This is a genomic window from Parabacteroides sp. HGS0025, assembly GCF_000969845.1.
In the GTDB taxonomy this organism is placed as follows: domain Bacteria; phylum Bacteroidota; class Bacteroidia; order Bacteroidales; family Tannerellaceae; genus Parabacteroides; species Parabacteroides gordonii.
This window is the reverse complement of sequence record NZ_KQ033902.1, coordinates 488668-506479: the sequence shown is the minus strand read 5'-3', so window position 1 is coordinate 506479 and position 17812 is coordinate 488668. Positions and strand designations below refer to the sequence as shown.

The 17812-nt window shown below is 38.9% G+C and carries 17 protein-coding genes and 3 tRNA genes; 16 read left to right on the top strand and 4 right to left on the bottom strand.

The genetic code is table 11. The features are described from left to right. The first annotated feature begins 67 nt into the window (after window positions 1-67). The 8 genes from HMPREF1212_RS01720 to HMPREF1212_RS01685 all read left to right on the top strand — a co-directional run bounded on the left by HMPREF1212_RS01720 (window position 68) and on the right by HMPREF1212_RS01685 (window position 11006). Window positions 68-481, top strand: coding sequence for a hypothetical protein (locus HMPREF1212_RS01720; RefSeq protein WP_046148212.1), 414 nt, complete (start codon window positions 68-70; stop codon window positions 479-481). 197 nt (window positions 482-678) lie between these two features. After that, entirely contained in the window at window positions 679-1260 is a 582-nt protein-coding gene (locus tag HMPREF1212_RS01715; protein WP_046148211.1) for a DUF3575 domain-containing protein, read from the top strand. Between the two features lie 154 nt (window positions 1261-1414). Continuing rightward, window positions 1415-2629: a hypothetical protein gene (locus HMPREF1212_RS01710; protein WP_046148210.1), complete on the top strand. Its 1215-nt coding sequence runs from the start codon at window positions 1415-1417 to the stop codon at window positions 2627-2629. A gap of 36 nt (window positions 2630-2665) precedes the next feature. Continuing rightward, complete coding sequence (locus HMPREF1212_RS01705) at window positions 2666-3544, top strand: FimB/Mfa2 family fimbrial subunit (protein ID WP_046148209.1); 879 nt, start codon at window positions 2666-2668, stop codon at window positions 3542-3544. 13 nt (window positions 3545-3557) lie between these two features. Beyond that, on the top strand, window positions 3558-5003 hold the full coding sequence (locus HMPREF1212_RS01700; protein ID WP_046148208.1) for a DUF4906 domain-containing protein: 1446 nt from the start codon (window positions 3558-3560) through the stop codon (window positions 5001-5003). A gap of 15 nt (window positions 5004-5018) precedes the next feature. Further along, a complete protein-coding gene (locus tag HMPREF1212_RS01695) occupies window positions 5019-7013 on the top strand; it encodes a fimbrial tip adhesin FimD (RefSeq protein ID WP_046148207.1) in 1995 nt (664 codons plus the stop codon). Window positions 7014-7025: 12 nt separating this feature from the next. After that, window positions 7026-9167 (top strand): hypothetical protein, encoded by a 2142-nt coding sequence (locus HMPREF1212_RS01690; protein ID WP_046148206.1) that lies wholly within the window; start codon window positions 7026-7028, stop codon window positions 9165-9167. 618 nt (window positions 9168-9785) lie between these two features. Continuing rightward, window positions 9786-11006: a site-specific integrase gene (locus HMPREF1212_RS01685; RefSeq protein ID WP_046148205.1), complete on the top strand. Its 1221-nt coding sequence runs from the start codon at window positions 9786-9788 to the stop codon at window positions 11004-11006. A gap of 16 nt (window positions 11007-11022) precedes the next feature. Here the strand turns inward: HMPREF1212_RS01685 and HMPREF1212_RS01680 are convergent, their stop codons facing one another. After that, window positions 11023-11268, bottom strand: coding sequence for a hypothetical protein (locus tag HMPREF1212_RS01680; RefSeq protein WP_046148204.1), 246 nt, complete (start codon window positions 11266-11268; stop codon window positions 11023-11025). A 322-nt stretch (window positions 11269-11590) separates the two neighbouring features. On the opposite strand from HMPREF1212_RS01680, the gene HMPREF1212_RS01675 reads away from it, so the two are divergent. From HMPREF1212_RS01675 to HMPREF1212_RS01660, 4 genes are all read left to right on the top strand, one after another. Beyond that, window positions 11591-11944, top strand: a complete 354-nt coding sequence (locus HMPREF1212_RS01675) for a hypothetical protein (protein ID WP_046148203.1) — start codon at window positions 11591-11593, stop codon at window positions 11942-11944. Then, window positions 11941-12483: a DUF4352 domain-containing protein gene (locus HMPREF1212_RS01670; RefSeq protein WP_046148202.1), complete on the top strand. Its 543-nt coding sequence runs from the start codon at window positions 11941-11943 to the stop codon at window positions 12481-12483. The genes HMPREF1212_RS01675 and HMPREF1212_RS01670 overlap by 4 nt, the downstream gene beginning before the upstream one ends. Continuing rightward, window positions 12480-13151 carry a hypothetical protein gene (locus HMPREF1212_RS01665; protein ID WP_046148201.1) on the top strand — a complete coding sequence of 224 codons (672 nt, stop codon included), beginning with the start codon at window positions 12480-12482 and terminating at the stop codon, window positions 13149-13151. Before HMPREF1212_RS01670 ends, HMPREF1212_RS01665 begins: the two co-directional genes overlap by 4 nt. A gap of 265 nt (window positions 13152-13416) precedes the next feature. Beyond that, entirely contained in the window at window positions 13417-14472 is a 1056-nt protein-coding gene (locus HMPREF1212_RS01660; RefSeq protein WP_046148200.1) for a hypothetical protein, read from the top strand. A 353-nt stretch (window positions 14473-14825) separates the two neighbouring features. On the opposite strand, the gene HMPREF1212_RS01655 is transcribed toward HMPREF1212_RS01660, so the two are convergent. The 3 genes from HMPREF1212_RS01655 to recO all read right to left on the bottom strand — a co-directional run bounded on the left by HMPREF1212_RS01655 (window position 14826) and on the right by recO (window position 16654). Further along, a complete protein-coding gene (locus HMPREF1212_RS01655) occupies window positions 14826-15587 on the bottom strand; it encodes a hypothetical protein (RefSeq protein WP_046148199.1) in 762 nt (253 codons plus the stop codon). Window positions 15588-15785: 198 nt separating this feature from the next. Next, window positions 15786-15857 (bottom strand) — tRNA-Arg (locus tag HMPREF1212_RS01650). A 71-nt stretch (window positions 15858-15928) separates the two neighbouring features. Then, on the bottom strand, window positions 15929-16654 hold the full coding sequence (gene recO / locus HMPREF1212_RS01645) for a DNA repair protein RecO (RefSeq protein ID WP_028729805.1): 726 nt from the start codon (window positions 16652-16654) through the stop codon (window positions 15929-15931). Between the two features lie 91 nt (window positions 16655-16745). On the opposite strand from recO, the gene HMPREF1212_RS01640 reads away from it, so the two are divergent. From HMPREF1212_RS01640 to HMPREF1212_RS01625, 4 genes are all read left to right on the top strand, one after another. Next, window positions 16746-17135 (top strand): DUF2721 domain-containing protein, encoded by a 390-nt coding sequence (locus HMPREF1212_RS01640; protein WP_044193362.1) that lies wholly within the window; start codon window positions 16746-16748, stop codon window positions 17133-17135. A gap of 132 nt (window positions 17136-17267) precedes the next feature. After that, window positions 17268-17339: transfer RNA gene (locus HMPREF1212_RS01635), tRNA-Glu, on the top strand. Between the two features lie 41 nt (window positions 17340-17380). Next, window positions 17381-17635 (top strand): 30S ribosomal protein S20, encoded by a 255-nt coding sequence (gene rpsT / locus HMPREF1212_RS01630; protein ID WP_028729807.1) that lies wholly within the window; start codon window positions 17381-17383, stop codon window positions 17633-17635. Between the two features lie 11 nt (window positions 17636-17646). Further along, window positions 17647-17718 (top strand) — tRNA-Glu (locus tag HMPREF1212_RS01625). Window positions 17719-17812: the final 94 nt, after the last annotated feature.

The window sequence follows — 17812 nt, the reverse complement described above, 5'->3', positions numbered from 1 at the left end:
GAAGGGGAAGGATGGCATTATTTAGAAAACAAAGGTTATATTTGTGCTATTATTAAATATAACCGTCATGAAAAAGACAAATATACTCAGTTTGATATTCCTGTTAACTATACTTTGCGGATTTAATAGTTGTGTAGACAAACCATTCGATCATATAGACGATCCGAAATATATTCTTTGCAATGGCGCCGGATGGTATGACGACTATTATGATGTTGACGGATTTTATTGCGAACAAAGACTTATTTTCCATTCCAATGGCAGAGGGGAAGAAAGAATCATACGTTATTTCAGCGATTACCCTGGTGATTTCAAAGAATTTAAATATAAATTCTATTGGGAATGGCATGATGATTACTTTGATTCTATTTATATGGAATATGACAATGGGGATTATATTTACTTTGACGACCTACATATATATTATGATGAATTATCCGGCTATTTAGGGGACGACTATGTAAGTTTCGAACCCTTTTAACCTTAAATAGTATCATCGAAGTTTAATTTTACGTCAAAATATATTATTCTACACACTTTCCAAAACTTATCTGAATCACGCTTGTTTTAATTCAAAAGAGAGCAAGAATCTTAAAGGGTAAACATTAGATTTTTAGAAGGTTATCAAAAAAGGGAGATTCTTCAGAGAGTTTTAACAATTAGTGAGTAAAAAGTACGATGAGAAGAGGATTATTGATAATATGCATTATTTATGCATTTGTCAGTGGTATAGCAGCACAAGTAAAAGAGAATAAGAACCATTTACCAGTTTTCGCTATCAAGACAAACGCATTATATTGGGCGACTACAACCCCGAACCTGGGGATTGAAATAGGACTATCCGATAAATTTACACTCGACCTGTCGGGAAATTACAATCCGTGGACATTTTCCGATAGCAGAAAGCTCAAACACTGGCTAGTTCAACCCGAACTACGCTACTGGACTTGCGAGCGGTTTAACGGACACTTTTTCGGACTTCATGCACATTATGCCGAATACAACATTGGCGGCATCAAGATGCTGGGGTTGAAAGACCACCGTTATCAAGGCAACCTCTATGGTGCCGGAGTTTCATACGGTTACCACTGGATACTAAGTAAACGGCTAAGTGTGGAAGCAACGATCGGTGTTGGCTATGCTTATCTGGATTATGATAAATATCCATGCGGTAAATGTGGTTCTAAAATCAAAGACGGCCACAGGAACTACTTCGGGCCAACCAAAGCAGGTTTAAGCCTCATCTACATCCTTAAATAGAAAGGAGATATCAAGAAATATATTCATAAAAATATACATATACTTTTATATGTACGGCCATTCTTATGCTTTGCCGGAGCAATAGAGACCACTAATGACAGGCAGGGAGGAAAGACTTCCACACAGAGTATCAATCATTAATTTCAAAAAAGTTATGAAAATCAAGAATTTATTTATAGCATTATTTGCAGCTTCCGCATTATTCGCTTGTAACGACGACGAATCACTCGTTCCGGATAATAATCAAGGGACAAAATCAATATCTGTATCACTGGCAGGAATATCGGGAGTAAAAACCAGAGCTACAGAAGCCGGAAACTTTCTCACCAAAGATACGATGAACGTAAACAGTGTGCTTATCAACCTGACAGATGCCAGCGGAGCCGTTGTTAAATCAGAAACTATCACTAAAGATGCAACCACAGATTCCAACTGGGAAAAGCTGGTAAATCCGGATAAAGGATATAAATTTATCAACGTACCGCAGACCATATCTAAAGTATATGTTTACGGTAATCCGGGCACAGCCGTTACAGATAATCAAATAACGACTACGCTCGCGCAGCAGCAGGGTTCCGAAGTGTTGTATTTTGGTGTTGACGAAGATCTTACACCAATCGTAAGCGAACCGATAGACCCGGATCCCACTTCAGGTAAAACGTATACGGCGAATGTGACTATTAAGCCGATCGTAGCCCGTTTACAGATCACGAAAGTTATTGTTAAACCAAGCGGTTCCTTTGAATTTACGCGTGTAATTAGCGGTAGCCAGAAACAAGCAACCGTTAGCTGGACAGGATTCGATCCGAAACTGAAAGGTATTTATCTGAATAACTTTTATACCACCTATCATGATTCAACCAGCATTGCAGACTTGTATAACAATGCATCTTCCGTAAATAATATTCTGGAAGGCAAATGGCTCTTCAACCAACCTACAGCCGTAGATGCAGCCGCTTATGCCAGCTACAGTAAATACACAGGCGGTAGCTATGAAGATCTACCTCTTACACTTCCGGCAGATAAGAGTTATGCATTCAATATTTTCCCGAGTGATCAATTACCTAAAATCCATCTCGATCTGGCCGATTTAAATATAGCCAATCTGGCATCTACCGATTTAGCCGTATTCAACCCGGCACTGGCTAACACGGCTCGTTTCGCCAACATCGTGAAGTATTTAAGAAATGTGAACATCGAAATGACAGCAGCCGATTTCAAAGCAGGCACTATCTATAATATGGAAGTCGAGTTGATTCCGATGCTGGACAACGACCTGGAAAATATTCAATTCAACGTATTGGTTCATGTAACCATTGCTCCCTGGACAGAAGAAACTATCACTCCGGGATTCGACCTGGATCAATAATATCCGATTTCATCATAAATTCAACATACAGAACATATGAGACGAATTAAATATTTCAGCATCATGCTATTGGTTGTCCTGGCAACCGGTTGTATCAAAGAAGATTTGGACAGTTGCGACACAAACCTGATCTTCAGATACTTCGGAGACGGAACAAAGGATATTTTCCCTGAAAAAATAGAAAAAGTGGATCTGTATGTATATAGTGAAAACGGAGCACTTATAGAAACAATAGGATTGGATCAGGGCGATTTAAGACGTTACCAGGGAAATCCACTCAACCTCCCGGCCGGCAAATACCGGGTGGTTTGTTGGGGAAACACGAAGAACGATACCCGGATCGATCAGCCTATGGCACTGAACACAGCTTTGGTTGCTGCCCCTCACTATTTTACAAGAGAAATAATTACCACTAATGATAGCCTGTACATAGGTAGCAGGGATATTGAGATTTTTCAGGATGCATCGAACGCAGATACTGTTTATTTCAGCAGTTCACATATCAAAATGTATCTTGAACTGGACGGACTGGAAGATGCTGCCTGGACTGACGGTACATCCCCGATCGAAATCGAGGTCGGAAACCTGAGCCCTACAGTCGACTTTGCGAAAACATTCTCCGAAGAGAATGTTTCGTACAGGCCGATTACAAAGAAAGAGGAGGACACTCCTGTTTATAAATCGAGGTTCAACGTACTACGGTTCAACGACAACAACAGTATTTATATCAATTTAGTCAGCAAAAGGACGAGTAAAACAATCTACACATTGAATCTGAAGGATTTCATGAAATACAACCAGATCTCGGTAGACGGGATCAACGAAGTTACGATCGGAATCCGTTTCCGCTTCAATGGAACCTCGGTCACAGTTCAACCCTGGGACGAAGAGGTGATAAAACCGGGCCTCGGATAAGCCCACAAACAACATGAAAAGGTATAACAATTATATAGCGTCAATAGGGTTCCTCATTGTCGCCCTGCTGGTTACATCCTGTAACGATGAGGAAGAGATCGAAGAAACGAGCCTGGAGATGAATGCCCGGCTGAACCTGACAATCTCTACTCGCGCTACCACAGATGACCTGATAAAAGGAGGCGACGGCAAATTCTCGAGCGTGGCTCTTTACATATTCAATAAAGAGAACAAAATTTGCGAGTATGCCGAATTAATACCGGTTATCACCCCGCAATATGTGGACAAATTAACCCGGTCGATCCAGATCTCGCCCCAGGATAAAATTATTTATGCAATCGGAAATTACAACGATGAAGACAAGGAGTATTCCATCATACCCGACGTATCAAAATCTTTACATGAGTTGGATACGATGAGCATTACGAACAAGAACGGGTTTATGGATACCAACCTGTTAATGGTAGGAAGACAGGAAGTGGCGGTGAATGGCCTTGTGACAGAAACGACGATCCCGATGGAAAGACTTGTTTCACGACTGGATGTTTATATGTTCAAGAGTAGGAAACTGGAGAATAAAAATGTCGTTGTCAAGTCTATCGAACTGGTCAACCAGGTAGTCAACACACGGGGTGAATATCAAAATACAATTATGGTATCCCCTGTTAAGAAAAGAAATGACCTGAGAACGATCAGTAGTAACAACGTACTGGATATCATGCCGGAAGACATGTCCGGCATCACTCCCGGCAATGCGATGGAATCATTTTACAGTTACCAGAATATTGCCGCATCAGCAACACCTGATTCAAGTATCACTCCTTACCTGCTGATTTCAGCGGAAATAGACGGTGAACCCCATCGATACAAAGGATATATCACCGACGGCGGACAGACCACCGACAAATATACGCTGAAACGCAACACGGTATATCGTATCATGGCAATGCTCGACAATCCGGATAATATGCTGGTACTTAAAACAACCACTTTACCCTGGACAAAATCGTCATCACAGATCGGCCATGTGGTAAATGAGGGAGATTACAGCTTCAGTGCCAACAACACGGAAGCGGCGACAGGGATCGTACAATATCCTTATGTACTGAACGGCGAATCGCAAAACAAAACATCGTATGCCAGTTACAACTTCAGACTGACTGCTCCGGCAGGAGCCATCTGGACGGCAACACTGACAAACGGACTGGAATTCACATTCGGCACAGAGGGTTCTACTGATGGCAAACTGGCTATATCGAAAGGGATTGCCGGCGACAATACCTACGAAATAAAAGTGGGAGCCTCCCGCCCCTGGAACAGTACGGAAAGGAAAGTCTATCTGTACATCACTGCCGAAGGAAAAAAGTTAAAGATCAATCCGGTTCAGGGTAACGGACAACGGGCGCTTCCGGGCAATAACGACACGGATATTCTGATCACACAAACGGAATATAAATAAAAGGAGAAAAGGGTTATGAAACTAAATAATATCTACATCATTCAATTTATATCGGCACTGGTACTGCTGCTCTCTTCCTGTAGCCAGGAGGAACTGATAGACCAGCCGGATACCGGCACCGGTTCAGGCAAAATAGCGATACGGCTATCTTTGTCGCAACCGGGCATTACCCGGGCCGATACGGAAGTTGGAGAGGATGATCTGAATGAAAACCTGATCAAGACACTGGACGTTTTCATTTACAGGGAAGGCCAGGAGTCCTGTTCTTTCTACGAGCATATCACCCCTTCTCCGGAGCAGACAGGAAGCGGGGAATATACCGTTACACTGGGTGCTACGCAAGATCAGTTTGTCCAGAATGCAACTTATAATACGTATGTGGTAACCAACTATTCCGGAAGCATACCGGGCGGGGGGCTTACACGTTCCGATCTGCAGGCATTGAACGTTACGACATTGGATCCCGATAAAATACAGGACAGTTTTCTCATGGATGGCACTGCGGCAAATATCCTGAACGACGGACGTATCGTTAACAAGGAAATAGCCGTAGCATTAAAAAGGGCTGCGGCAAAAATCAGGGTATCGACAGCTTACACGAATGGTTTCTCGGCTTCTACCGGCGGAACTATGACCAAAAAATTGTTCCAGTATGTAACAAACGCATCCGTACTGGAAAACGGCAGTCCGGTTGTTCCTCAATTACAGAGTATGTCCGGTTTTACAGGTATCACCCCCGGCACGGGAACAGATAAGATTATTGTCTACTCCTATCCGAACGACTGGAGCCTGCGGAAACAGAATGAGACTTACCTGATAGTGAATATTCCGGCAACAGGCCCCAACGGTACGGAATATGCACAGAACTATTACAAAGTGCCGGTCAATTTCCGCCTTCCGGCCGACGATACGGCAAACCCATCGGAAGAACAGGAAGCTGAACGCAACGCGATATACAGGCTGGAACGCAACCACCTGTACGACATAACTGTCCTGGTTGACCAGCCCGGATCACCGACACCTGAAACGGCAAAGGAGATCAGTGCTAACTACACAATAGAGGATTGGACAACCAAAGAGATACTTGTTTCAGTGGAAGGTTTCAATTTTATCTATGTAGAGGATACCGATATCAAATTGCCTAACAGTACGAAGTTTACGACAACGTTCCAATCGTCTACCCCGGATGTTGAAATATCAGATATTACTGTCAACGGACAGGCGATCGAAAATGGAAATGCAGGAGTTTTTATCAACAATTCGCAAGGAGTGAAAACCGGTGATATAATCATCATCAGTGCGCTTCCGGAAAACTTCGTTGCAAAAGAGATCGCTTTTACCGTAAAGAACGGCGTAGGTCTGACACAAGAAGTAAAGGTTCTGCAATATCCGGCTTTATATATCGGCTCCGATATATCTGCCGATGCACCGGGCGGAAGCCAGGGACAGAACAATAACAAGATGTTTGTTATCGGTTCTTTCGTCGCCGACTTCTCTTCCTTGCCCGACCCTGATGAGTTTGACGAAGACTTCGGAGCAGGATATACCCACTATGCCGCCAATCCGGCACTTGGTAAGTCGTATGCCGAATATATCAGGAACAATGCCGTTTTAGGTAATCCCCTGACAGACAGTAATGGCCAGACGATAGATACGGAAGAAAATAACCGCCGTATCTCTCCCCGCCTTATGCTGGCTTCCCAGCACGGGGTAACGACAGCCGACAGCTATCTGAATTCCAGAGCTAAATGTGAATCATATGTGGAAAACGATGCGACCACTAACGAAACTTATTCGGATTGGCGTATGCCGACACTGGCTGAAGTTTACCTGATCGATGTTCTTCAAAACATCAAGGTGGCCGAGGTTAAGAAAATCCTGGAAGGTAGCTGGTATTGGAGTGCCCGGGCCAGCTCTACCGTACAGTTCATGGACCCCAGAGTGGGTAACACAGCATCATTCAATCCGAAACACTCGTCTGTACGCTGTGTGAGGGATGTTAAATTCTAAAATAGAAATGTTATGAAAAATATTATCATATATTTAATTGCTTCACTTGCATTATTCGCCTGTCAGGATGATCTTGAAGTGGAGAAGACGGTGAAGCCCGGCAAAACGGCCCTGCAGATAGCGGTTAATATACCGGAATACAGGATCGCCACACGTGCCGCTTCATTTGAAAACAACCTGTCGGATGTCTGGTTACTGGCTTTCGACCGGAGCGGGCTGTTCCTTGAACGTGTTCAGGCTACTGAACTCAACAGCGGGGAAACAGACGGTGTAGGGAGCGGTTCTTTCAAAGCGGAAGTACCTGAAGAAACAGGAATTGTCCATGTAGTGGCTAACTACGACAACTGGTCGTCTTTCGATGATAATGCATTCCTGCAGAAAGACGAAAAGGAAGTAATGCCTTCATTATACGGCAACAAGATGGTTTTCTGGGGAAGAAGCGAGGTCTCCTCTTCTTCCCTGTCGGTGACGCTGTTCCGCAATCAGGCAAAAGTGACGGTACAAAACGAAGCAGCCAACTTTACTGTTACCGGGTATGCGCTCGGCAATATGACGACTAAAGGCACTGTTGTTCCGTTTATACCGGATATGACTCCCAACCCGTTTATTATTCAGGACGATATCACCACATTACCTCCGGGCACTTTGTCTAAAACAAGCCAAAGCGACAGGGATTGTAATATGGAACCCAAATATATGTTTGAGAATCCTAACTACTTCAATGACCAGTCTTATATTATTATTAAAGGCCAGTTGGATAATGGGCCGGAACTGTATTACAAAATACAGTTCCTGGACATTGACAAAAAACCTTATACGATAGTCAGAAACTTCCAGTATAAGGTCACGATCAAATCGTTCAGTGATAAAGCAAACGGTAGCACGAGTTTTGCAGATGCCAAAAACTCGGAAGTATCCAACAATATCTATGCCGAGATCTTCAAGGATTCGCCTTCTATATCCGACAGTGATAACAACCGGCTGACCGTGAGCAGACTTAACTTTCTGTTCACACAGGGGGGAACATTGGATGTAACGGCACATTACACGGAAAACGAAGTTCCGAACGACGCGAAGATCAGTGTCTCGGTACAGGAAGACAGAGGTAGTATTATCAGTGGCTTGTTATACGACGGCAACGGGAATATTACAGCCCGTATAGCCAGGGTTTACGCCGGACAGAACGAAGCGACCATATCGGTGAAAGCCGGGGAACTATCCCGTGTGATCACAGTTACATCCAGTACATTATATAGTTTCGATCCGGCAACATTGTCTCCGGAATTATATACAGGCAAGGATCAGGATATGACTTTATCTTTCCGTATACCGGACGTTATACCCAACTATCTGTTTCCGCTGAAATGCGAGGTGACTACAAAGTATTTGTACCCGACCGATCCGAATAAGAATCTGGAAATCGCATTCGAGGACGGTGTATATAAATATGTATACTGGGTATATAGTCCCGGAATCAAACAACTGAACTTTAAAACAAGCCTGGACAACAGTAACGAGACGATTACGATAGAGAACGACTATTTCAAAACAGCCGCGATCAACCTGATCTCACGCCAGTTTGAAGGGGTATCTGTCAATAACAATAATATGGTAGCTTATGGAGCCGGGAATTCTGCGACACTGAAGTTCACTATCCCCGAATATCCGGATTATCCTCCGACGTATCCGTTGACGGTGTTTGTTGCAACAAAGAACCTGACTACATCGCAGGCCGGATGGAACGCCGTAAACGGCGGGTATAGCTATACTTACGATACAGCGCCATCGGGAGAACAAACTGTTGAATTCACATCCAGCCAGGACAATAGCAGCGAACAGCTGGTCATCAGTGCTCCGGGATTCAGTAACACAACTGTTACCATTGATAATTACCTGACAGAAAACACGTATACTTCGGGAGAGTTACGTGCGATATACAACGGGCTGACTTACACACTTCAGAACCGCTCTGCGACCTCTTCGAATACGAGTATAATCGCTAATTTCACAACGAACAGGAACAGTATGTACGGCTTTTACATAAAAGCCGGAAACAAGCTTTCGGATACGGTAACAATCACATGTTATGGTTATACCGGATCATTTACAGTCGGTGAATTACTTTCAGGAATACGCTTGAATTTGTATCAATAAAAGGGGAGAAAGTCCGTGACGGATTTTCATTAAGGTTGAGTATGAGAAGGGCTGCGTCCGAAGCATTAGCTTAAGACACAGCCCTTTGATATTTTTACTGGTAGTCTCGCCGGGACTACTTACTCCTAGCAAAGATTGGGTATAACATGCTCTAGGCTGTCTCAGAAAGGTCTTTTTTCCCTAGAGAAACATTAGGGAAACTCAATTTAACCCTTATTTTAACCCTTGCATCTTTTTAGGCTCGGTTATAATGAACTTCTTTTTTGAGATTTTCTTACAATTTAGAAACAACCATACTTTAAACAAAAAATTACTATCCTGCTCTTCAAAGGTCTTTCTTCACAATACCGAATAATTACGAATAATATAGTTCCAAAATAACAAAAATACAAGAAATCGAAAATCGGCAGATTTCCAAGATTTTATGCCAAAAACAAATAAACAATGTTAATTAATTATTATTAAAAACCAAAATTAATTCTGATATAATTTTGAATATCAGCACATTGACTCTAACTTAGTACTGGTAATACAAAATATACCCCAAAAAAACATATCCTTCAGTGATATAAGGTAGAAAAAGGCAATAATACGCCTTTTACAAAAAAGAAAAAAAATATGGCGAAGATTAAAGCAATCCTTAGAAAGGATTTAGGGAAAAAAGACAAAGAATACCGTATTGATTTACGTGTATATTACGAAGGTAAGCAATACAAATTATCTACAAATCAGTATTGCTTAGAAAAGTATTGGGACAAGAGCATGGGAGCTCCAGTAAAAAATATCCAAGATACCCTATATCAGAAAAAGGCGCTGCAACTTGAAAAGTTCATATCAAACAAAAAAAAGGATTTTGACGATTATTGCAGAGATAGGGAATATAACGAGAAGCCAATATTGATTGATGAAATAAAATCAATATTAAAAGGGGAAAAAGCAAGTTGTTTAAAATCAAATAAAGAAATAACGGTAGAAGAGCTTTTTGACTTGTACATAAAAGCATTAGAGGCAAATAATAAAAAAAAGAACTCAATAATCAATATTGAATCTTCGAAACGAGTGATACTAACTTTCATACGGAGTAAATACAAACGAAAAGTTCTAGCCAGTGAGATTGATAGAACATTCATTTTGGATTTCAAAATCTTCATGAGCAATAGACTAAAAAACAAAAAAGGAACCATCAATAAAAGGTTACGAAATCTACGATCAGCATTTATTGAAGCGATGAAACAAGGTTTTCCGCTTAGTAATCCCGTAAGCCAAAAAGGACTTATTACTAAAGACGAACCGGATATTACTGCATTAACAAAAGAAGAATATACAAGATTTAAAAAGGTCAAACTATCCTCAAATGCAAGAAAGGGCTTAGTTCTAGCAAAAGATCTTTTTATCTTCTGCTGTGAAACCGGATTACGCATCTCTGACGTACAAAAACTCAAATGGAATGAAATTATGATTACAAGCAGCAGACTTTCATTGATACAAACAAAGACTGGAAAACCTGTAGAAACTGGACTTAGCCATCTAGCAAAAGCTATTATTATCAAATACAAAAAAAGAAATGGAGAAAAAGAGTTTGTATTTGATTATTTGACTCCTAACACTATTAGACTTGAAGTAAAAAAAATAGCAGAAATGGCAAATATCAAGAAAAATGTCAAATTCCACACAAGCCGACATACTTTCGCAACCAACCTTGCGAAAGATAATATGTCAGAAAGCGATATAATCAATCTTTTAGGAGATAGTGATCATAGAATGGCTAAAGTTTACATTAATATAACACGGAAAGATTCAGTAATCAAGCATAAAGAACTGCTCAAGAAAAGAATATGAAAAAGAAAATAAGTCCTTAATCAAAATCGCTAAAAAAATCTTTAAGCGAGATTTTATGGACATCTAAAACTGAGAGAAGGGTTTTCAACGTTATGTTGGAACCCTTTTCTATCCTCCAATATTGAACCCGATTTAACCCATTATCCCAAGCAAAATTCTCATGACTTGAATATCCGGCATCAACCCTGAGTCTCTTCAACTTAGCCGCAATCTTCAATATTCTTTCATCCACTTCTTCTGATTTCTCTTGTAACCTTTTCATATCCTAAATATTTTATGCGAATGTACAGGACTACAACATTCCTAGTTACCTATTTATTTTTCCTTATTTTTATTTCCCTATTATATGCGGTTTATATACCTTTGCGACTATAACAAGAAAACAACAAACAATTATGGGAGAATCTATATTAACTTCATTAGTAATAATAGGCATGGCATACATTGCCAAACACTATGCTATTAGAAATAGTAAAAAAGAATATTCAAAGAAATCCCAATATATTAGAACTTGTACATAAACTTCGAAAGAACCCGGAAATGTTATATAAAGAAGGTATTACAAAATTTTAAAACTTATAGTCATGGATACAAATTCAATTTTCGGCATTGTTTTAATTGGCGCATTATTAGCGCATGTAGGCTGGTGTTTTGCAATTGGCAGAAGCGCAGAAAAGAAAGGGAGAAGCGGATGGACTTGGTTTTGGATTCCGTTCTTAGTGGGTATTGTTGCTTGTTTCGTATCTGCAATGTTTGTAAGTTGGATTCTTATGTTTATCCCTTGGACGAACTTAATCTTTAATATCGTTATAGCTTGCTTATCCGAAACGGATTATCACCGTCGCAAAAGGATTGAGGAAGAAGAGCAGATCAGACGCAAAGTTTGGGAAGATGGAGGAAGTAAGGAAAGTTTAATTGATAAATATCGTGAGGAATGAAAGCAAATACAATAATTTTAGCTGTTTTATTATTCATTTCGGTACTCGGTAACATCTTACTAGTGATCAATCCGGAAAACGCTTCCAAAATATATAATCTGACATTAGGTGCGAGCACATCTAGTTCTAAATCTTCTCCTGTCTTAAATATTCCTGCTAAACCGGTTGTCGTGGTTAAGGAATACGTTTTAGAAGTTGAAGTAGAAAGAAGTAATGATTTAATCATAAGCGATTCAGGGTATAACGGAAATTATTTGGCAGTATTCGTTTTGAAAACTAAAAATATTTCCAAAAAACCTCAAACTCTTTATACAAAGGATTTTTATTTGATAGATGAAGAAGGAAACGAATATCTTCCAGACCTTGAGCGTTTCAATCGTGCATACGGAAACTTTTACAATTTAGATTTGAACCCTGGAGTAACGAAGAGCATGGAAGCTGTAAACTTTATTATCCCTTCCGACTCAAAGAAAAAGTACACTTTGTGTACCAACAAGGACTATATAAAACTAACAACTTCTAAAAACGGAAAAAAATGAATACAATAAATTTCTACAAGTTAACAATGTTCATAGCTCTTCTCTTTATGAACACAAATAAGTGCGAAAGCCAAGAAACACCCAAAGCTTTAAAAGAGTATTCCATAGAATATCAAGAATATTCCGATTGGGACGATAGTATTGATGAAGAGACTATTGATAAAATTCTCCTTTCATGCTTAATCAACAGAATTTATATCATAACCCATTATTCATGGACATCAAACAATTTTCAAACACGCCAAACACTTGTAGATGAAGCCAATTCATTAAAAGACAAAATAAATCACTCCAAAGATTTTTACTCACAATTGGGACGTAAAGTCAATGAGTCCTCTTGGGAGGATTATACCGATATTCAGAAATCTCAAATTATTTCTATCGAATCTACCAATGGATTAAGGGATAATCAAACATACGATCCTAGCAAGGATACAAATTATAGAACAAAGATCGTTCAAAGTGTAAAGGAAGAGATAGATCGTATAATGAATTTTCCCCGCCAACATGACTGGATAAAGATTCAAGAACGAAATATCAAAAACCTATCAGACTATTGCAATACAAAACTTACTCCGGAAGAATGGGGGGATGTAAAAGTCTATATGGAAAAGGTTGATTACATAAATTGGACGATGAACAATGTCGTTTTACCGGGTTTGAAATAATATATAGTTCAGATTATAAACATATTAAGTTCGTTGTTACTAACAATATTTTAGTAGAACGAACTTATATATTAAATTCCTCTCTAAAGCTATTCCTTCCAAAAGGACAATGTTAAATAATACAAACACACAATACACTGATAAGCAAAACGATACACAATAAAAACATTATACACAGCACTTTTCAACGCTGTTTTTTAACACTTCTAAACACTTATTTTTTTCTTCCTTAAGTTATTATACAAATAATAAAAAAATATATAATATGGAAGACAAAATAGAAATAAAGTCATACAATGAAAGTATATTTAATGCCATTGCATTAAAAAAAGGTTCTCAATATTTCAGGGAAATAAAAAAAGATTGGAAGTATAAAGTATACAATCCCAAGATTAGAACTCATTGTAGCCATTTGACAATACAATTCAATACTTCCCTAAATGAAGAAACCGGGGAAATCACTAAATCTCTATTTATCATTGGTAGTTTAAGGAAATGGTATTTTGGACAACTGTCCTTCCAAGACTTCACAGAAATCACCTATCGGAAAGCTCTTAAACTATTTGCTCACACGATCGGCATTAGTTTGGAAGAGTTACGTTCATTTACTTTATCCTCCATAGAAATTGGCATAAATTGCCGTATGGATGTGGATATAAATTATATAAAAAAAGGAATATATCAATTTAGAGATAAAAGATACCAAAAAAAATATGATGTAACTTCTATTAAATTTAAAAGCAAAAAAGGTATAGTGACATTGAAGATTTATGATAAATACCAGGAAATATACGACAAGTGTATTAACAAAAGAATCAAAAGCTATGAAGAAGAAGAGTTCATTAAAATGCACCAACACGAAAATAACATCAGAATCGAATTGAGTTTAAGAGGAGGACAAGACCTTATTAATAAGACTTTGTTCCGTTTAAGAAAAGATACCAAAATCACTATCGGAACAACAATTGAGCATTTTGATACTTTATATACGTTCTTTTGGATGGAAGTCCAAAAAATTAAAGTTTCAGCACTTGGAGGTTTAAAAGAGCCACAACCCCGTAAATCCAAAGACATAAACACCTATACAACAGCTTATTACATAGAAAAGGAAGGGATAGAAGCATATAAAAGAATAACTAAAAAGCTTAGTAACAGAGGATATTACAAACAATCCCTACATAAAGCGTTACAACAATTCATTAACCTAAGACAAGCATACAACCAAAAGCGTTTTTTACAAAACATTCGATGTAGACTTTACTGCCTTATAGGAAAAGATAGAAAAATATCTAGGCATAAAGAACTCATCCCATATCCTTAATTAGTAACAAATAATAGTATTCTACTAAACGTATAAAAAAATATACTATTTATAAGGAATAAGAACCCTCTATTAATAAAAACCGGAAAGAGGAAAAATTATTAACCTCTTCCCGTTCTTATCAATAGAGGATTTTTAAAACCTGAATAGGAATATTGTTAACGCAGAATGAGAAACCGTCTAAAGAAGCTCCTACCCAGAATTATATTCGCACCGAAGCACGTTTCAGATGATGCTCGGTTATTTGCAGCCCCGTAGAGAGCCTATCAGCACATCTGATATAATCTTACTGCCGAAATAAAAGATATGATTGTAGAACAGCTCCTATAAAACGAAAACTACTACAATAATATTTATTTAGTATAACCAATGCTATACTGTTTTAGCAAGTCGTTACAAATAGCTTCAACATATCCCCACTTCTTGTTTAACTGCAAATGATTAGGATGATAAGTTCTATAAGCTAATATACAATTCTCTAACTGGTATTTAGATAGTTCTTTTTCCTTAATATTAGAAATTAGAGGTGCAGATGATATAATAGGAAATATCTTCTTAACTCTATTCTCATAATTTGGACCTGTAAAAAAAAGAATTACATTTGGTTTCAAGATATCAACTTCTGCTTGAATGACATTAAAATGTTCATTTTCAAAATCTCTAATAGATTTTGAGGGTCTATTCGCGCTTTTTCCTTTATTTCCGATCTTATATATATTATTCCAGACGATTTCAATCGTTTTATCAGGTAGAGAAGCTGATAATATCCCTTTGATTTTCTTCAGAGAGTACCAAAATGGACTATTAATGCCCCATTTTTCTAAAAATTCTTGATAATAGTTCATAAAACCACATGTGGTTGCTTCTACAATTTCTAAAGATTGATTTATTGGCGTTACCGTTGAACAAATCTTATGCTCCCAAGAATTAGTTTCTTGACCAAACACCATAATTTTTAAATCTGCCTTATCATATTGCTCTTCATTTACCTTTAGCAATAAAGGATATGCCGGAGGATTTTCTCCACGACGCATTTGGCGAAACTGCTGGAGGATGCAAGGAAAGCCAGTACTTAATTTACTAAAATATAACGTATGTAGCTGTTTGTTTATCATATAACCTGTATGTAATACATCATAAAATTCCTATCACAAATATAGAAATTATATAGATTTGAGAAAGGCTTATTTTACGATAAAAAATAATACACGGTAAACACTACTCCAAATGCATGTAACCCTTATTTTAACCCTTCTCCAAAATATACTAGGTAATAAAAGGATCATTCTCAATTAGATACTTATATATATAAGTAGTCTCGCCGGGAATCGAACCCGGATCTAAAGTTTAGGAAACTTCTATTCTATCCATTGAACTACAAGACCGACTTTTATACAAGGTGCGGCAAAAGTATAATCTTTTCCTCAAACTGGCAAGTATTCAGGCGGTAATCTGCCTAATCAAAAAGACTTTGCATGACGGACAGGGATTTTATCTCCGGAAACTCCGGTAAATGCAAGCGATAATATTCAACAATACGGTTAATAACTCCTACCCTGTCCTGGCGGGAAAAAGAATAGAGCGACATATTTTCGAAACTTATTTTCAACAGGCGGGCAAACACCATACTCTCTTCCTGGTTGAGATAATGCCGGTGCATAGGGATACGGTCGATAAAGACACCGTTCTGCATATCGAAATAACAACCCGAAGAAAAAGAATCGGCATTCGGATAAATTCCTAAATAATGAAGCAGACGAAGCAGGAATACCAGATGGAAGTTGGCAACTCCTTTATCAGCATATTCCAGCAAATGGATCGATTCATATAAATAATTGAACAGCCGTGAATCAGGTTCCGTATCCTTCACGACCCGGAACAATACCTCGGACAGGAACAAGGCCAGCACATTCTTCACCGGATTGCAGAACAGTTCGGTCAGAGGATAACATAACTTCGTTTCACGGATACGGTGCAGGTCGCGTTTATTCAAATGTTCCACTTCCATCTCCAGGACAGACAGCGGCATAAACAGAGCTTTCGACACGGTCGAGCGCTTCCCCCGGTTGCGTGCCACCAGATAAGAAGCACGCCCGAAAGCCTCCGTATACATATATATAATAGAATATTTATCGTTGTATGGAATAGCATGCAGGACAATCCCGCGCGTTTTACATAACATAATCTTCACCTCTTTATAAGAGACAAAGATACAAAACAACAAACTATTTACGATATTTGTAGGTTATAATAGTATAAATACAATATTAATTATGTTAGATCTTACTACCCCGTCGCTTTTATTTTCAGCCATATCATTAATATTGCTGGCCTATACCAACCGCTTCCTGTCGTATGCCAGTGTAGTCCGGGCTCTGAAAGAAAAGCACCAGCAATCACACGATCCGAAGGATTACGCACAGATCGCGAACCTCCGGAAACGACTTTATCTGACCCGCTCCATGCAGATACTCGGGATACTCAGCCTGCTGCTTTGCGTCATTTCCATGTTCTTTATCTATATTTCATGGCAAATTATAGCGGCATGGATATTCGGGGTCGCTTTACTGCTTTTAGCAGCTTCGCTATGCGTATGTATCTGGGAAATAAACATTTCTGTTAAAGCGCTGGAAATACACCTGCAGGATCTAGGTTCTAAATAGAAGTTAAAACAGTACGTACTGTCAAATTTTCCCTTGAAATGTTTTGGTAGTTCAGAGAGAACATCTATCTTTGCACTCGCAATCGGGAAATCAACTATCCCAGAGCACTGAAAGTGAGAACTTTGACATGATGGCCCATTCGTCTATCGGTTAGGACGCAAGATTTTCATTCTTGAAAGAGGGGTTCGATTCCCCTATGGGCTACAATAAATAAAATTAAAAATTCAATAAAGAATAGCTAAGAAATGGCAAATCACAAGTCATCAATCAAAAGGATCAGACAAACTAACGCAAGACGTTTGCAGAACAGATATCATGCTAAAACAGCTAGAAATGCAATGCGTGTTTTACGTGCTACTGAAGACAAGAACGAAGCTCAAGTTTTGTTACCTAAGGTGTGCTCTATGTTGGATAAGCTTGCAAAGAAAAACGTTATTCACAAGAATAAGGCTAGCAACTTGAAATCCAAATTAACAAAGCACGTTAACAAGCTTGCATAAGGAATAATTGCGGCCCATTCGTCTATCGGTTAGGACGCAAGATTTTCATTCTTGAAAGAGGGGTTCGATTCCCCTATGGGCTACTTTAGAAGCGGTCGGATTAATTATAATCCGACCGCTTTGTCATGTCTGTTTGACACCCCTGTTTTTTTGCTATTTTCACACTACATTTACCTG

Excerpts from the sequence above, each read along its gene's own strand:
- HMPREF1212_RS01720 (WP_046148212.1), top strand. The coding sequence starts at position 68 with ATGAAAAAGACAAATATACTCAGTTTGATATTCCTGTTAACTATACTT.
- HMPREF1212_RS01715 (WP_046148211.1), top strand. The coding sequence starts at position 679 with ATGAGAAGAGGATTATTGATAATATGCATTATTTATGCATTTGTCAGT.
- HMPREF1212_RS01710 (WP_046148210.1), top strand. The coding sequence starts at position 1,415 with ATGAAAATCAAGAATTTATTTATAGCATTATTTGCAGCTTCCGCATTA.
- HMPREF1212_RS01705 (WP_046148209.1), top strand. The coding sequence starts at position 2,666 with ATGAGACGAATTAAATATTTCAGCATCATGCTATTGGTTGTCCTGGCA.
- HMPREF1212_RS01700 (WP_046148208.1), top strand. The coding sequence starts at position 3,558 with ATGAAAAGGTATAACAATTATATAGCGTCAATAGGGTTCCTCATTGTC.
- HMPREF1212_RS01695 (WP_046148207.1), top strand. The coding sequence starts at position 5,019 with ATGAAACTAAATAATATCTACATCATTCAATTTATATCGGCACTGGTA.
- HMPREF1212_RS01690 (WP_046148206.1), top strand. The coding sequence starts at position 7,026 with ATGAAAAATATTATCATATATTTAATTGCTTCACTTGCATTATTCGCC.
- HMPREF1212_RS01685 (WP_046148205.1), top strand. The coding sequence starts at position 9,786 with ATGGCGAAGATTAAAGCAATCCTTAGAAAGGATTTAGGGAAAAAAGAC.
- HMPREF1212_RS01680 (WP_046148204.1), bottom strand. The coding sequence starts at position 11,268 with ATGAAAAGGTTACAAGAGAAATCAGAAGAAGTGGATGAAAGAATATTG.
- HMPREF1212_RS01675 (WP_046148203.1), top strand. The coding sequence starts at position 11,591 with ATGGATACAAATTCAATTTTCGGCATTGTTTTAATTGGCGCATTATTA.
- HMPREF1212_RS01670 (WP_046148202.1), top strand. The coding sequence starts at position 11,941 with ATGAAAGCAAATACAATAATTTTAGCTGTTTTATTATTCATTTCGGTA.
- HMPREF1212_RS01665 (WP_046148201.1), top strand. The coding sequence starts at position 12,480 with ATGAATACAATAAATTTCTACAAGTTAACAATGTTCATAGCTCTTCTC.
- HMPREF1212_RS01660 (WP_046148200.1), top strand. The coding sequence starts at position 13,417 with ATGGAAGACAAAATAGAAATAAAGTCATACAATGAAAGTATATTTAAT.
- HMPREF1212_RS01655 (WP_046148199.1), bottom strand. The coding sequence starts at position 15,587 with ATGATAAACAAACAGCTACATACGTTATATTTTAGTAAATTAAGTACT.
- recO (WP_028729805.1), bottom strand. The coding sequence starts at position 16,654 with ATGTTATGTAAAACGCGCGGGATTGTCCTGCATGCTATTCCATACAAC.
- HMPREF1212_RS01640 (WP_044193362.1), top strand. The coding sequence starts at position 16,746 with ATGTTAGATCTTACTACCCCGTCGCTTTTATTTTCAGCCATATCATTA.
- rpsT (WP_028729807.1), top strand. The coding sequence starts at position 17,381 with ATGGCAAATCACAAGTCATCAATCAAAAGGATCAGACAAACTAACGCA.